Genomic DNA, 14,934 nt, shown 5'->3' on the forward strand with positions numbered 1-14,934 from the left:
GCGTGAGTGCGGGTATGCGTCGACGGGGCGGTCCTATGACTGACGTCCCGGAGCACGTGACTGTGCCTTGCCTTCCGGTCGCTTATCATGGCTGGCAGTTCGTCATCCTGGCGGAAGTGGCGAATTTCGCGATGCTTCGCCGGCATGTCGGGCGGGGCCGTGCAGACACGCTGGTCGGCGACATCGCGATCCGGATCGCAGCCTTATTGCCACAGTCGCGCACCGAAATCGCCGCCCGCGACCTGATCGACATCGCGCTGCTGGGGGATCAGCAGAGCGATCTCGATCTGGCGCTCGACCAGATCGCGCACGCCTTCACCACGCCGTTCGACATCGATGGCGAGCTCTATCATGTCGACCTGACGCTGGGCGGCGCGTCGGTCCGTGCGCCACAGCACGACGAGGTTCGCCTGGTCGAGGAAGCCGAACTCGCCCTTGACGACGCCCGGGTCGAACGCGGACCCATCGCGCGCGACGTCTCTGCCGCCAGCGCATCGCTCGACCGGCTGATGCTGGCGCGCGAGCTGCACAAGGCGATCGGCGGCGACCAGCTGTTCCTCCAATATCAACCCAAGGTCCATCTGCGTCGGCAGGAGATCGTCAGTGTCGAGGCGCTGGTCCGCTGGCGCCATCCGCAGCGCGGCCTCGTGTTGCCGAGCGACTTCATCCCGATCGCGGAGGAGAGCCGCGATATTGTCGCGCTCACGCTATGGACGATCGAGCAGGTTATCGGCGACCAGCGAATCCTGGCGGCGCATGGTCATGACCTGCCGATATTCATCAATATCGCCGGCGTGTTGCTCGCAGATGCCCGTTTCGTGCGGCAGGCGTGCGAGATGATCACTTCGAGCGGTGCGCGTCTGGGCTTCGAGATCACCGAGACGTCGGTGATTCGCGATCCGGAAAGCGCGATCCGGAATTTGCAGATTTTCGCGGATATCGGCATCGTGATCGCGATCGACGATTATGGTGCCGGCCTGTCGTCGCTCGCCTATCTCAAGCAGCTTCCCGCCAGCGAGCTCAAGATCGACAAGCTCTTCGTCACGCAACTCACCAGTTCGAACCGCGACCCGCTGATCGTCCGGTCGACCATCGATCTGGCGCATGCGCTCGAGATGGAAGTTGTGGCAGAAGGGGTTGAAACCCCGGCAGCAATGGCATTGCTGTCGGTCATGGGGTGCGACATGGTGCAGGGATTCCTGATCAGCCGCCCGATCGGGCTCGATGCGCTGCTCCCGTTCCTGGCGGAGGAACGTCACCTCGCAATCGCGCAGGATGTGCGGTCGCCTTTCACGCGGGTGGCGGCCTTTCGGAAGAGCGGCTGAATGCACAGGTCGATCCGATCGCGTGTGATCGCTTGCAGCCTGGCGGTGGGCGTGATGTTGGCAGCGCCCTTTCTGACGGCTGCGGCCCCGGTCGTGAAAGTGTCCGCCGCGACATCGGCGGTACGGTTCGACGCCGCGATCGCCGACGCGAAGTCGGCGATGCAGGTCGATCCTTCCGTGGCAATCCGTAAGGCAAAGGCAGCCGAGACGATCGCCCAAGGCATCAATGATCCGGTCCGGAAGGAGAACGCGCTCGCCACCGCCTGGTGGTTGCAGGGTGAGGCATTGATCCGGGTCAGCGACCCGGATCATGCCGAACTGCTCATCGCACGGTCGCTGGCCATCGTTCAGCGGCGCGACCCCAATTCGAATCTGCACGCCAACGTCCTGCTGTCGCGGGGCGGGGTGCATGCGGCGCGCGGGCAGGTCGCCGCGTCGCTGGCCGACTACCAGAACGCGCACAACATCTTCCGTGCGCTTTCGGATAATCGCAACCGCGCAAAGGCGCTGATGTTGATTGCGGCGCTCTATGGCGACAGCAATGATGCCGAGTCGGCGCTGAAGTATCTGGGCCAAGCACTGGACACTTATGACGGCGATCCTGGTCTGCTAGTTTCGATCTATAATAACCGCGGGTCGTATCTGCAGGATCTTGGCCGTTACGATCAGTCCGCGGCGCAGTACCGCAACGCCCTGCGGCTCGCGGGGCAGATGAAAAGCCCGCTTTTGCAATCCCGTATCCAGGGAAATATTGCTAGGACGCTTCTCAAGGCTGGTAAGATCGCTGCGGCAGCGGAGGCCGTCGCGTCGAGCCAGCGCCTTACCCTGCGATCAGAAGCTGCGGTGTGGCGCGTTCAGCTCCTGCCGATCGCCGCCAAAGTTGCGTTTAAGCAGGGCAATCTGCAGCGCGCGTTGGCGCTGATTTCGGAACGTTTTGCGGGCGTCGATGTCGAAAACACCAGCTTGTCGTTTAGGGAAGCGCACCAGACAGCTTATGCAATCTACAAAGCGCTCGACCGCCCTGCAGACGCACTCCTCCATCTCGAGGCGCAGAAGCGTCTGGATGATCAGGCGACCAAGCTTGCTACCAACATGAGCACGGCTTTGCTGGCGGCACGATTCGACTTTGCGAATCAGGAACTGAAGATTTCGAAGCTGCGCGCCGACGACCTCGAGCGCAGCGTGCGGTACGAGAAGGATCGGGCGAAGACACAGCGGCTGATGTTCATCGGCGCGATCGCCGCGGTTTCGATCATCATTGGCATGCTCGCAATCGGCCTGGTGACGATCCGTCGCAGTCGCGACAAGGTCCGGGCGGCGAATGACGATCTCGCGATCACCAATGCCGCGCTTGGCAAGGCACTCGCGGCGAAGACCGAATTCCTTGCCACGACCAGCCACGAGATCCGCACGCCGCTGAACGGGATCTTGGGCATGACCGAGGTCATGCTCGCCGATTCGCGCCTGACGCCCGACCTGCGCGATCGCCTCGGCATCGTGCGCGGCGCGGGGGCGACGATGCGCGCGCTGGTCGACGACATTCTCGACATCGCCAAGATGGAAACCGGCAACCTGACGATCGAGTTCGCACCGTTCGATCTGTGCGCTACGGTGACCGATGCTGCGCAGATGTGGGAGGAGCAGGCCCGGTCGAAGGGGCTGTCGTTCACGCTCGACATGGCCGACTGCCCCGCCCGGATTATGGGCGACGCCGCGCGGGTGCGGCAGATCGTGTTCAACCTGTTGTCGAATGCGCTGAAATTCACCCGCGTGGGCGCGGTGACGGTGGCGTTGCGGACGGGTGAAGACCGGCTGTGGCTCGACGTATCCGATTCGGGCATCGGCATTCCGGCGAACAAGCTCGACGAGATCTTCGAATCCTTCCGCCAGGCGGATGCCGGAACGACGCGGCAGTTCGGCGGCACCGGGCTCGGCCTGTCGATCTGTCGCAACCTGGCGCGCGCGATGAATGGCGACGTCACGGTCACCAGCCGCGAAGGGCAGGGCGCCACGTTCACGCTCAGCCTGCCGCTGGTCCATGCGGAGGCGATCGCGCTCGGCGACCTGGGGGCCGATCAGGGAACTGGCGCGGCGACGTTGATCATCGACCGCAATCCCATCATGCGCAGCATGTTCCGGACCCTGGTGACACCGCATTGCGACATCGTCCTGACCGCCGCCTCGATCGACGAGGCTGTCACGCTGCTGGCGCAGACGGTCGTCGCGAACATCGTGATCGACGATGCAACGTTGCGCGCCGGTGGCGATCCGGGGCCGGCGCTGGAGCAGCTGACGCGGGCGGCGGGTGATGCCGCGACGACGCTGTTGTGGCCCGCCGATCGGCTCGACGATCCGGCACTGCTCACGACTGCCATTACACGCATCGTTGCGAAGCCGGTATCGGGTGCGGATCTGGTCGAAGCGATCTTCGCGTCGCCGGTAGTTAAAAACAACGCAATTCCCGATCTTGTCTCGCGGGCGGCTTGATGCGTAAACGCCTAGCAATGACGGACAGCGCGCCTCTCCCGGTCGACCCGTCACGGAGGATATGTTGAACATATTGTTCATCGAGGACGATCGGATGAACCGCCGCGTGGTGGGCGACATGCTCGACGTGGCCGGCGCGACGATGGTCGAGGCGGAAAGCGCCGAGCGTGGCCTCGAAATCCTCGACGAGCAGGATTTCGAGATGGTGCTGGTCGACCTGCGCATGCCGGGCATGGACGGTATCACCGCGATCCGCCACATCCGCGCGCGGTCCGACGCCAAGGGCATGGTCCCAATCATCGTCGTGACCGCGGATGTCGCCCCCGACCTCCGCCAGCGCTGTCTTTCCGCGGGCGCCGACGATGTGATCTTCAAGCCGGTCGCGATGGATTCGCTGTTCGACGCGATCGGCCGGATCCTAGCGCGTGAGGCGCAGGGCGACGGGCTGATCGGCTGATCAACCCGCCGCCGGGCGCGCTCTGGCAGGGGCGACGGTCGGGCTAGAGCGTCTTTTCGTAGACCTGATAGACCTTGTTCATGCGGCTCTCGATCGTCTCGGCGATCGAGCGCATCCCCTGATTGTCGTCGAGGATCCAGCCGATCTCCGCGCGGGTCGCGCCGTAATCCTGCGAGGCGGAACGCCGGATATATTCGATCATCATGAAGGCGAGCTGGCTTGCCATGCGCGACGACTGCAGCTCCCGGACGACGCCCATCAGCGGGACGCGAACCGTCTTCACCTTTGGTTTGCGCAGCCACAGCAACAGCTTGGCCCAACCGAACGGTAGAAGTGACCCACGCAGCGGCTTGATCGCCTCGTTCAGGTCGGGCAGCGTGATCATGAACGCGACGGGCTTGCCGTCGACCTCGGCGATCCGGATCAGGTCGTTGAAGACGATTGGCTTGAGCTTGACCCCGACATCCTTGATCTCGGGGGGCGTCAGGGGCACGAACCCCCAGTTGCTCGACCAGGCATCGTTGAGGATGGCGAGGATGATCGCGGCCTCGTCCTCGAACCGCGACTTGTCGACCTCGCGGATGACGATGCGCGGGTTCTTCTCGCCCGACTTGATGATCCGCTGGACGATCGGCGGGAACTGCCGCGTGACGTCGACCTCATAGGTCATCAGCCGCTTGACGGGGACCTGGCCCGACCGCTCGACCCAGTCGCGATATTCGGGGCGTGCATGCCCCATCATGATCGTCGGCGCGTGATCATAGCCTTCGACGAGGAGCCCGGGCTCCTCCCAGATCGACATGCTGATAGGGCCGAGCATCCGCGCCATGCCCTGCGCGCGCAACCAATCCTCGGCGGCAGCGAGCAAAGCCTGGAACACCGGCTCGCTTCCCGCCTCCATCAGCCCCCATTGGCCGACGCCCGGGCCAAAGCCCTGTTCGGCGGGCATGGTGAGCGCGAGCGTGTCGATATGCGCCGAGATGCGGCCGACGACCCGGCCATTCTCCTCGGCGAGGAACAGTTGCGCCTTGGCATGGCTGAACCAGCCATTCTTCTCGGGCGTGATCAGCCCGAGCGCTTCGGTCTTGAGCGGCGGGACCCAGTGCGGATCGTCGCGATAGAGGCCGAAGGGCACGTCGACAAAGACCTTGCGATCGCGCTTCGTCTCGACCTTGCGGATCGTTATCGTACCGGCCATTGGCTCGCCCCTCAGCGCTTCGTCGTCAGCCGCTGCGGATATCGACGATCGCGCAGTTCGTACAGCGGCTATTCCTCGGTCCGGAACAGCACCGCCTCGCCGATCAGGAAGAACAGGAGGAAGGGCGCCCAGGCGGCGAGGAACGGCGGATAGGCGCCGAGATTGCCCATCGCGAGCGCGAAATTGTCCGCGACGAAATAGGCAAAGCCCAGCCCCATGCCGATCACCGCGCGGACGAACAGCTTGCCCGACCGGGCGATGCCGAACGCCGCGACCGCGCCCAGCAACGGCATCAGTACCGAGGAGAGCGGTCCCGACAGCTTGTGCCAGAGCGATCCCTCGAGTGCCTTGGTCGGGCGCCCCGCGTCGGCCAGATCGCCGATCGCCGCCTTCAGCGCGCCGAAGGACAGGCTGTCGGCGTCGACGCTCGCGAGCGTGAACTGGTCGGGCCGGACATCGCGCCCGACGACCACCGACCCGAGCGTGGTCAGCGTGCCGCTGGCGACGTCGAACCGCGTCGCGGGGCCGATCTCCCAGCCCCCGGCGACGCGCTTGCCATTGGGGGCGCGGATGATCGAGACGAGGCTTCCACCAGCACGATCATAGAGCGTCACCCCGCCGAGCCGCGTGCCCGCGCCCTTGCCGCGCGTCTGGTTCACCTGGATCAGGTCGTCGCCGTCGCGGACCCAGACATTGGCACGGTCGCCACGGTCGATCGGCATCGCGCCGTAATTGACCTTCTGCCACTGCGACAGGGTGGCGGTGGCGCGCGACACGACGCGGTCGTTGAAGCTGAAGCTGACGATCGCGACGACCAGGCTGGCGATCAGCAGCGGGGCGAGCACCTGATGCGCGGACAGCCCCGACGCCTTGAGCGCGATGATCTCGCTGTTCTGGTTCATCGTGATCAGCGTCAGGATGGTGCCGAGCAGCACCGAGAAGGGCAGCGCGAAGGCGATGATCTGCGGTGCGCGCAGGCTGACATATTGCCAGACCTGGGCGTCGCCATTCCCCGCCTGCGCCAGGATGTTGCCCGACTCGCTCAGCAGGTCGAGCGCCTGGAGCACGAGGACCAGCGCCGCGAGGATGCTGAACGTCCGCGTCATGAACAGCCGGCCCATATAGACCGCGACCGTGCGCGACGGAAAGATCGTGATCCTGCTCATGCCGTCTTCTCTTTGCGGCGCCCGGGCAGCCGGCTGGTGATCGCCTTGCCGATCCGGCCGACGCCGCGCTCGAGCGCACCGATCGGTTCGCCGCCGGGCACATAGGCGATGGTGTAGTACATCCACAGGATCAGCCCTGCGAACACCGTGAACGGCACCCAGAGCGCGATCAGCGGGTCGATCCGGCCAAGCTCGCCGACATCCGCCGCATATTGGTTCACCTTGTGATAGGTGACGATCATCACGATCGACAGGAAGACGCCGAGACCGGACGTCGACCGTTTCGCCGGCACGCCGAGCGCCACCGCCAGCATCGGCAGCAGGAACATCATCGCCACCTCCGCCAGACGGAAGTGGAATTCGGACCGGCTCGCATCGCGCAGTTCGGGCGTCGCCGCCTCATGCCCCGCACGCGCGAGCTCGGGCAGCGTGAATTCGAGGTTGCGCCCACCGCGGACGCGGAAGCTCTCGAACTTGGGCAGGTTGATCGGCAGGTCATGGCTGCTGAAGGTCAGCACGCGCGGCGTCTTGAATTCGGGCCGTTCGTGGATCAGCGTCCCGTTGGCGAGACGAAAGATGATGACATTGGGATCGTCCGTCGCGAGGAAGCGTCCCTTTTCGGCGGTGACGCCGATCCAGTCGTTCTTGGGCGTCTGCGCATGGACGAAGATGCCCGACAGCTCGCGCCCCTTGTCGCGGCTCTGCTCGATCCGCAGCGTCATCCGGTCGCCCAGATGCGTGAACTCACCGACCTTGATCGACGCGCCGAGCGCACCCGTGCGCAGCTCGAAGCGGAGCCCCTCGTAATAATAGCGGGCGATCGGCTGGAGATAGCCGACGATCAGCAGGTTCGCGATCGCCAGCACGATGGCGAACATATAGGGCACCCGCAGCAGCCGGGTATAGCTCATCCCGACGCTGCGCAGGACGTCGAGTTCCGACGTCGTCGCGAGCTTGCGGAACGCGAGCAGGATGCCGAGCAGAAGCCCGATCGGAATCCCGAGGCCGAGATATTCGGGCAGCAGATTGGCGAGCATCCGCCAGACGACGCTGATCGGTCCGCCCTCGGTCGCGACGAAATCGAACAGCCGGCGCATCCGGTCGAGCACGAGCAGCATCGCCGCGATGATCAGCGTCGAAAAGAGCGGGACCGCGATCAGCCGGGCCATGTAGCGATCGATGGATTTCATGAAGCGGGGGCTCTGCGAGCGCCTCGAACGCGAGGCGTGGGGCGGGTCTATATCAGCTTTTCGCGCGGGATATAGGGTCAGGGATATAGGGCGGACGGGGCGGGCCTGTCACGGTCTATTCGGCCGCCATCTGGCGGGGAGGGTTGGGGCGGTCGGTGCCCATCGCCGCCGCGACCGCGCGCTCCAGGCCGCTCAGCGTGAAGGGTTTGCGCAACACCTCATGCTCACCGAATTCGCTTGTCGCGGCTTCACCCGCAAAGCCCGTGACGAACAAGATCGCGATGTCGGGGAACAGGGGCCGCAATGCCGCGATCATCTCGGGCCCCGTCTGCCGCGGCATCAGCACGTCGGAAATGATCAGGTCGATCGCGCCGTGACGCGCGAGCATCGCCGCCGCATGGGTCGGGTCGTCACAGGCGACCGGATGATGGCCAAGCTCCTCGAGCGCACCGATCGTCGCGGCGAGCACGCGCGGATCATCCTCGACCACCAACACGTTCAGCCCCGTCGGCGCGACGGGCTGTACCGGCTCTGGCAGGTCCGCAAACGGCAGGACGGGCTGCGGCTCGATCGCGGGATCGCTGGTGTCGCGGGGCAGATACAGCGTCACCGTCGTCCCTTCACCGACCACGCTGGCAATCGCGATCTCGCCGCCCAGCTGCCGGACGAGGCCGAAGATCTGGCTGAGGCCAAGGCCCGTGCCCTTGCCGGTTTCCTTGGTGGTAAAGAACGGCTCGAACACGCGCTCGGCGACGTCGGGCGACATGCCGCTGCCGTCGTCTGCGACCGTGATAGTGGCAAAGTCGCCCGCCGGGCAGTCGCCGATCGCGCCCGCGGCCAACACTGCCGCGCCGGTGGTCACGATCATCGTGCCGCGGCCGTTCATCGCGTCGCGCGCGTTGACCGCAAGGTTGAGCACCGCATTTTCGAGCTGGACGCGATCCGCGCGGACCCGCCAGCCCTCGGACGCGTCGACCACGTGCAGCGTGATCGCATCGCCGAGCGTCCGGTCGAGCAGGTCGGACATGCCCTCGACCAGCCCTGCAACCCCCATCGTTTCGGGTTTCAGCGAATCTTCGCGGCTGAACGCGAGCAGCCGGCGGGTCAGCGCGGCGGCACGGGTGGCGCCGTCGGTCGCGCTCTCGATGTGCCGCCGCGCGGTCGCCGGATCGCGCGCGATATTGCGCAGCGCGAGTTCCAGCCCGCCCAGAATGACGGCAAGCATGTTGTTGAAATCATGCGCAATGCCGCCGGTCAGCCTGCCGACCGCGTCCATCTTCTGGACCTGCCGCAGCTTGGCGTCCTGCACGCGCAGCTCGGCGGTCGCCTGTTCGACGGCGGCGGACAGTTCCTCGGCACGGCTGCGTTCCATGTCCGCGTCCGCCTGCGCGACCGCCCGGTCGCTGACCGCGCGGATCGTGAACCAGCCAAGCCCGATCGCGCCGAGCACGATCAGCATCCCGAACACCGCGAGCACCCCCGCGATCGAGCTCGAACGTTCGACCGACGCCATCGCCCGCGACGTCCGGTTGTCGAGCAGCGCCCGCTCGCGCGCGATGAGCCGGTCGAGCGTCCGGTTGATCGCGATGAGCGTCGGGGCGTTGCGGCCCTGGTAATAGCGCGCGAATGCCTGCGAATTCTTGCCGTAATTGGTACTGAGCGCGGTCATCGACAGCTCGCGACCGCGGTCCTCATAGGCCTGGCGCAGTTCGGCGATGTGCCCGCGCTGTTCGCCATTGTCGTAGGTCAGCCGCTCGAGCCGGTTGAGCTGCGTCCCGGCCAGGACCCATTCCTCGAAATAGAGCCGGCCCAATTGCCGGTCGCCGCTGATCACATAGCGGCCGAGCGATGCTTCGGACCGGGCGATCGTGCTCGACAGCGTGCGCGCGAGGATCATCACGTCATAGCTGTGCGCCTGCAGCCGCAACGCACTGTCGCGCTGGCGGTTCGCGCTGCTCAGCGTGGCGATGAGCCCGACCAGAACGGCGGCGCCCAGCAGCGCCATCACGATGAGCGTGATGGTCCGCCAGGTCGCACCGCCCCCAAGGGCTGCCGCGTCGGCCTCGTCCTGCGTCACCCCGCGACGATAGCGTGCGTATTGCTCCCGACGCAATGACAGCGGCCGGCTGCTAGCCGATCACGCCGACGGCGCGACCCGCGTCGCGGAACATAGAGAGGATCGTCTCGACCTGCGCGTCGGTATGTTCGGCGCACAGCGAACAGCGCAGCAGGAACGTGCCCGCAGGCGTCGCCGGCGGGCGTGCCATGTTGACGTAGAGCCCGCCCTCGAGCAGCGACTGCCAGATCGCGATCGCCTGTTCCTGGTCGGTCAGGATGATCGCGATGATCGCCGAATCCGACGTCTCGGTGCCGAGCTTGAAGCCCATCGCCTTGAGGCCCGCATGCATCGCGCGTGCATTCTTCCAGAGCTGCGCGCGCTTGTCATGCGCGGTCATGAGCTTGCGGATCGACGTCGCGGCGGTGGCGACGACCGAGGGGGGAAGCGACGCGGTGAAGATGTACGGGCGGCAGGCGAAGCGGACCATCTCGAACTTCGGGTGGTTCGACACGACGAACCCGCCGACCGTCCCGACCGATTTCGAGAAGGTGCCGACGACGAAATCGACCTGGTCGGTCAGCCCCATCTCCTCGTACACGCCGCGGCCATTGGGGCCGAAAAAGCCCATCGAATGCGCCTCGTCGACCAGCACCATGCAACCATGCTTCTTGGCGACCGCAACCATCTCCTTCAGCGGGGCGATGTCGCCGAGCATCGAATAGACGCCTTCGAGCACCACCAGCTTGCCGGCCTCCTTCGGCAGGCGACCGAGCCGCTTGTCGAGATCGGCGACGTCGTTGTGGCGGAAGCGGACGATCTCGGCATTGCCCTGCTTGCAGCCGTCATAGATCGACGCATGGCTGTCCGCGTCGAGAATGACGTACTCGCCCTTGCCGGCGAGCGTCGAGATGATCCCGAGATTGGCCATGTAGCCGGTCGAGAACACGATCGCGCCGCTCATGTCGTAAAAGTCGCGCAGTGCCTGCTCGACGTCGATATGGTCGTGGAACGTGCCGTTGAGCATCCGGCTGCCATTGGTGCCCGACCCGAATTTCTCGAGCGCGTCCTTGCCCGCCTGGATGACGTCGGGGTCGAACGTCATGCCCATATAGTTGTAGGTGCCGAGCAGGATCGTGTCCTTGCCGCGGATCACCGCCTGGGTCGGCGACTTGACCTCGTCCATCACGATCGTGAACGGATTGCGCACGCCGGACTTCACCAGCGCCTCGCGTTCGGCGATCAGCCCGTCGAACTTGCTCATCAGGTCGCGTTCGGGCGCGACCTCGGGGGGATCGACGGGGAGGGCGTGGGCGGTGGTCGCGGCTTCGGTCATGTTCGGTTCCAGATCAGGACGGTATCGCCCCTTGCCATTCGCCCTGAGCGAAGTCGAAGGGCCTGTGTCTCATGTGCTTCGACTACGCTCAGCACGAACGGGGGTTATGGGCGAGGGGCAGGGGCGGGCATTGACTCAGGCGGCCTTCAACTTCGCGACCGCGTCGACCAGCTGGCCGACGGTCTCGATTTCGGCCTGCATGTTCATCGTGATGATGATGTCGAATTCATCCTCAATCGCGGCAACGAAATCCATGACGGTCAGGCTGTCCCATTCGAGGTCGCCCTGGAAGGTGGTCGCATCGCTCAGCGCGACGCCCTTCTTGTTGAACGGCTCGATCTGCGCGGTGACGGTGTCGTAGATCTGCTGACGGTCGCTCATGCTCTTCCTTCCGGGTGTCGACGCAATCCTGACAGCGAATTGCGGCGGCTTTTCGGCGCTATAGCAGCCCCGCCGCGCGATACCACGCCGCGGTTTGCGCCAGTGCCTGCGGCGTCGGGACCGAGGGCGTCCAGAGCGTAGCCGGCGGCGGCGTGTGCGAGACCCAGTCGGGGTGGCAGAAATAGCGGACCCGGTCGCGCGTCAGCTTGGCCTTGCCGCGCCGGACGAGACGGTCGGCGGCCGACGCCAGCGACAGGACGACACGCGGCATCGACAGCGGCGTCACCGATTTGCCGACCGCGACGCCGATCGCGCGCGCGAAGTCGCGATTGTCCCAGCCCTTGGGCGTGCCGTCGTCGGGTTCCATGATCGCCGGCGCGACCGGGATCTCGGCCAGCGCCAGCAGCAGCGCGGTCAGGTCCTCGACATAGAGCAAGGAGACACGCGTACCGGCAGGGGGCATCGGCACATATCCCGACCGCGCCGCCTTGAACACGTCGAGCAGGTCGTGATCGCGCGGGCCGAAGATCGCGGGCGGGCGGACGATCGTCCAGTCGAGCCCCGAGGCGGCGACACACGTCTCCGCCTCGGCCTTCGACCAGCCATAGTTGGAAAGCGCCGGCGCGCGCGCGGCGAGCGACGAGACCTGGACGAAGCGGCGGATCCCCGCCGACCGCGTCGCCGCGACGATCGCCTGGGTTCCGGCGATATTGCCCTCGGCAAAGCCCGCGCGATCGGCGGCGTTGACCACGCCGGCGACGTGGATGACCACGTCCGCGCCCTCGACCAGCGTCGCGAGGCTCTTTGGGCGATCGAGCGCGCCTTCGATCCAGGTCACGCCGATGCGCTTGGCCTGTGGCTTGCGGGCAAGCGCGCGGATCGTGTGACCCGTCTCCAGCGCATGGTCGATCAGGTGGCTGCCGACGAACCCGGTGCCGCCGGTGATGGCCAGGATCATGACGGCTCGCTCCAGATCGACGTTTGCGCGGCAGTCATACGAGCGCCAGATGATTGCGATGGACGAGCGCCGAGCGCGGCGCATAGCCGAGGATCGCAGCGTGATCGTCGCTGTGACGGCCAAGCAGACGCGCGGTGTCCGCCGCGTCATATTCGGCAAGGCCGCGCGCAACGATGCCGGCCGGCCCCTCGATCGTCACCAGATCGCCGCGCGCGAAGCCCCCGTCGAGCCCCGTCGCGCCCGCGGCCAGCAGGCTGCGCCCCTGGCCAAGCGCGGCGGCGGCGCCCGCGTCGACACGGATCGTGCCCTTCGCGGTCAGTCCGCCCGCCAGCCAGGCTTTCCGCGCAGACGACGTGCGCTCTGCGCTGAAGATCGTGTGGCGAGCAGGGGTGGAGAGTGGATGGTCTATCCGGCCCGAGGCGATCACGAGTGGAATGCCCGCCGCCGTGGCGATTCGCGCGGCGGCGATCTTCGATGCCATGCCGCCCGATCCCATGCCGGACCCCGACCCGTCGTCCGCCATCGCCGCGACCGCGTCGATCTTGGGGACATCGGCGATATGGGCGGCTGCCGGATCGACATGCGGATTGGCGGTATAGAGCCCGTCGACGTCGGAGAGCAGGATCACCCCCTGCGCTCCCGCGGCCTGCGCGACCCGCGCCGCGAGCCGGTCATTGTCGCCGAAGCGGATTTCGGTGGTCGCGACGCTGTCATTCTCGTTGATGACCGGCACGACCTTGAGCGACAGGAGCCGATTAAGCGTCGCGGCGGCGTTGAGATAGCGGCGGCGGTCCTCGAGATCGTCGAGCGTCACCAGCATCTGCGCCGCGTTCAGCCCCTGCGCGGCGAGCAGTTCGGCCCAGACCTGGCTTAGCGCGATCTGGCCGGTGGCGGCGGCCGCCTGCGCGTCCTCGAGACTCGCGCGGCCGCCCTTGGCCAGGCCAAGTCGCCGAGCGCCGAGCGCGATTGCCCCGGACGACACGATCGCGACCTGCTGCCCGGCACGCGTCCGCGTTGCGATGTCGGCGACGAGCCCGGCGAGCCAGTCGCGCCGGACGCTGCCGTCGGGATCGACGAGCAGTGCCGAACCGATCTTTACGATCAGGCGGGGACAGGAGGACGGCGGAAACATCATTGGTCGACCCCGTAGGTCCTCCCCGTAGGTCGTCATAGCCTGCAACACCCTATCGTCATTCCCGCGGAGGCCGGAACCCATATTGGCTGGCCTCACCACCGAATCGCATACCCCTGAGGCTATGGATCCCCGCCTGCGCGGGGATGACGATGGCGTACATGATCGGGCTACGGAGCGGTTTTGAACGCTACAGCGGCGACCATGCGACCGGCTCTTCGCCCTCCGCCAGATCCTTCGGCGCGCCCGGTGCAGGCCCGATCTCGCCGATCAGCTTGTCGAGCACCGCCTCCACGCCGGCACCACTCGCGCCGGACATCGCCATCACCTCGGCACCGCTGGCCTCGGCCAGTTCGGCCGACAGCGCCGCGATCAGCTCGGCATCAAGCATGTCGGTCTTGTTCAGCGCGACGATCACCTTCTTGTCGGTGAGGCCCTCGCCGTAATTGGCCAGCTCGTCGCGGACGATCCGGTAGGATTCGCCGACATCCGCGTCGTTCGCATCCACCAGATGCAGCAGCACGCGGCACCGTTCGATATGCCCGAGGAACCGGTCGCCGATGCCTGCGCCCTCGGCCGCACCCTGGATCAGCCCGGGAATATCCGCGACGACGAATTCGCGCTGCTTGTGGCGGACCACGCCCAGCTGCGGCCGGGTGGTGGTGAAGGCGTATTCGCCGACCTTGGCCTGCGCGTTCGTCACCTGGTTGATGAAGGTCGACTTGCCTGCATTCGGCAGGCCGACGAGACCCGCATCGGCGAGCAGCTTCAGTCGCAGCCAGACCCAGGCCTCGCCGAACGGCCAGCCGGTGCCGTGCTGGCGCGGGGCGCGGTTGGTCGACGTCTTGTAGCTGGCGTTACCACGCCCGCCATCGCCGCCGCGGAACAGCACTTCGCGCTGGCCGACCTGCGTGAAGTCGATCAGCACCTCTTCCTTGTCCTCCGACAGCACCTGCGTGCCGAGCGGGACGCGGATCACGAGGTCCTCGCCGCCCGCGCCGGTGCGGTTCGAGCCCGACCCGCCCGAGCCGCGCGGGGCACGGAAATGCTGTGTGTAGCGAAAGTCGATCAGCGTGTTCAGGCCGGCGATGCATTCGAACACGATGTCGCCGCCCTTGCCGCCATTGCCGCCATCGGGGCCGCCATATTCGATGAATTTCTCGCGGCGGAAGCTGACGGCACCGGGGCCGCCCTCACCCGAACGTACGTAGATCTTGGCTTGGTCTAGAAAATGCATCGCCGCCCCAT

Annotated in this window: 12 protein-coding genes; 3 read left to right on the forward strand and 9 right to left on the reverse strand. The window is 66.2% G+C overall.

The features are described 5' to 3' along the window. The first annotated feature begins 35 nt into the window (after positions 1-35). The 3 genes from sphst_RS08790 to sphst_RS08800 all read left to right on the forward strand — a co-directional run bounded on the left by sphst_RS08790 (position 36) and on the right by sphst_RS08800 (position 4,269). Positions 36-1,325, forward strand: a complete 1,290-nt coding sequence (locus sphst_RS08790; RefSeq protein ID WP_081877554.1) for an EAL domain-containing protein — start codon at positions 36-38, stop codon at positions 1,323-1,325. A 54-nt stretch (positions 1,326-1,379) separates the two neighbouring features. Then, on the forward strand, positions 1,380-3,812 hold the full coding sequence (locus sphst_RS08795) for an ATP-binding response regulator (RefSeq protein WP_235516363.1): 2,433 nt from the start codon (positions 1,380-1,382) through the stop codon (positions 3,810-3,812). A gap of 64 nt (positions 3,813-3,876) precedes the next feature. Beyond that, complete coding sequence (locus sphst_RS08800; protein WP_031394137.1) at positions 3,877-4,269, forward strand: response regulator; 393 nt, start codon at positions 3,877-3,879, stop codon at positions 4,267-4,269. Positions 4,270-4,312: 43 nt separating this feature from the next. On the opposite strand, the gene sphst_RS08805 is transcribed toward sphst_RS08800, so the two are convergent. From sphst_RS08805 to obgE, 9 genes are all read right to left on the reverse strand, one after another. Continuing rightward, positions 4,313-5,467: a hypothetical protein gene (locus tag sphst_RS08805; RefSeq protein WP_031394136.1), complete on the reverse strand. Its 1,155-nt coding sequence runs from the start codon at positions 5,465-5,467 to the stop codon at positions 4,313-4,315. A 68-nt stretch (positions 5,468-5,535) separates the two neighbouring features. Then, on the reverse strand, positions 5,536-6,633 hold the full coding sequence (lptG, locus tag sphst_RS08810) for an LPS export ABC transporter permease LptG (RefSeq protein ID WP_031394135.1): 1,098 nt from the start codon (positions 6,631-6,633) through the stop codon (positions 5,536-5,538). Continuing rightward, complete coding sequence (gene lptF, locus sphst_RS08815; RefSeq protein WP_031394134.1) at positions 6,630-7,823, reverse strand: LPS export ABC transporter permease LptF; 1,194 nt, start codon at positions 7,821-7,823, stop codon at positions 6,630-6,632. The genes lptG and lptF overlap by 4 nt, the downstream gene beginning before the upstream one ends. A gap of 115 nt (positions 7,824-7,938) precedes the next feature. Continuing rightward, positions 7,939-9,828, reverse strand: coding sequence for an ATP-binding protein (locus sphst_RS08820; protein WP_107045429.1), 1,890 nt, complete (start codon positions 9,826-9,828; stop codon positions 7,939-7,941). 124 nt (positions 9,829-9,952) lie between these two features. Continuing rightward, complete coding sequence (gene spt, locus sphst_RS08825) at positions 9,953-11,215, reverse strand: serine palmitoyltransferase (RefSeq protein WP_031394131.1); 1,263 nt, start codon at positions 11,213-11,215, stop codon at positions 9,953-9,955. A 135-nt stretch (positions 11,216-11,350) separates the two neighbouring features. After that, the gene (locus sphst_RS08830; protein WP_031394130.1) at positions 11,351-11,596 is read right to left on the reverse strand and encodes an acyl carrier protein; all 246 of its coding nucleotides are present in this window, start codon (positions 11,594-11,596) and stop codon (positions 11,351-11,353) included. A 58-nt stretch (positions 11,597-11,654) separates the two neighbouring features. Continuing rightward, positions 11,655-12,554, reverse strand: a complete 900-nt coding sequence (locus sphst_RS08835) for an NAD-dependent epimerase/dehydratase family protein (protein ID WP_107045430.1) — start codon at positions 12,552-12,554, stop codon at positions 11,655-11,657. A gap of 34 nt (positions 12,555-12,588) precedes the next feature. After that, positions 12,589-13,689: a glutamate 5-kinase gene (gene proB, locus sphst_RS08840; RefSeq protein WP_107045400.1), complete on the reverse strand. Its 1,101-nt coding sequence runs from the start codon at positions 13,687-13,689 to the stop codon at positions 12,589-12,591. Between the two features lie 187 nt (positions 13,690-13,876). Further along, on the reverse strand, positions 13,877-14,923 hold the full coding sequence (gene obgE, locus sphst_RS08845) for a GTPase ObgE (protein WP_037529084.1): 1,047 nt from the start codon (positions 14,921-14,923) through the stop codon (positions 13,877-13,879). Positions 14,924-14,934: the final 11 nt, after the last annotated feature.

Source organism: Sphingomonas sp. STIS6.2 (assembly GCF_000732685.2).
In the GTDB taxonomy this organism is placed as follows: Bacteria; Pseudomonadota; Alphaproteobacteria; order Sphingomonadales; family Sphingomonadaceae; genus Sphingomonas; species Sphingomonas aerolata.

Excerpts from the sequence above, each read along its gene's own strand:
- sphst_RS08790 (WP_081877554.1), top strand. The coding sequence starts at position 36 with ATGACTGACGTCCCGGAGCACGTGACTGTGCCTTGCCTTCCGGTCGCT.
- sphst_RS08795 (WP_235516363.1), top strand. The coding sequence starts at position 1,380 with ATGTTGGCAGCGCCCTTTCTGACGGCTGCGGCCCCGGTCGTGAAAGTG.
- sphst_RS08805 (WP_031394136.1), bottom strand. The coding sequence starts at position 5,467 with ATGGCCGGTACGATAACGATCCGCAAGGTCGAGACGAAGCGCGATCGC.
- lptG (WP_031394135.1), bottom strand. The coding sequence starts at position 6,633 with ATGAGCAGGATCACGATCTTTCCGTCGCGCACGGTCGCGGTCTATATG.
- lptF (WP_031394134.1), bottom strand. The coding sequence starts at position 7,823 with ATGAAATCCATCGATCGCTACATGGCCCGGCTGATCGCGGTCCCGCTC.
- sphst_RS08820 (WP_107045429.1), bottom strand. The coding sequence starts at position 9,828 with ATGGCGCTGCTGGGCGCCGCCGTTCTGGTCGGGCTCATCGCCACGCTG.
- spt (WP_031394131.1), bottom strand. The coding sequence starts at position 11,215 with ATGACCGAAGCCGCGACCACCGCCCACGCCCTCCCCGTCGATCCCCCC.
- sphst_RS08830 (WP_031394130.1), bottom strand. The coding sequence starts at position 11,596 with ATGAGCGACCGTCAGCAGATCTACGACACCGTCACCGCGCAGATCGAG.
- sphst_RS08835 (WP_107045430.1), bottom strand. The coding sequence starts at position 12,554 with ATGATCCTGGCCATCACCGGCGGCACCGGGTTCGTCGGCAGCCACCTG.
- proB (WP_107045400.1), bottom strand. The coding sequence starts at position 13,689 with ATGATGTTTCCGCCGTCCTCCTGTCCCCGCCTGATCGTAAAGATCGGT.
- obgE (WP_037529084.1), bottom strand. The coding sequence starts at position 14,923 with ATGCATTTTCTAGACCAAGCCAAGATCTACGTACGTTCGGGTGAGGGC.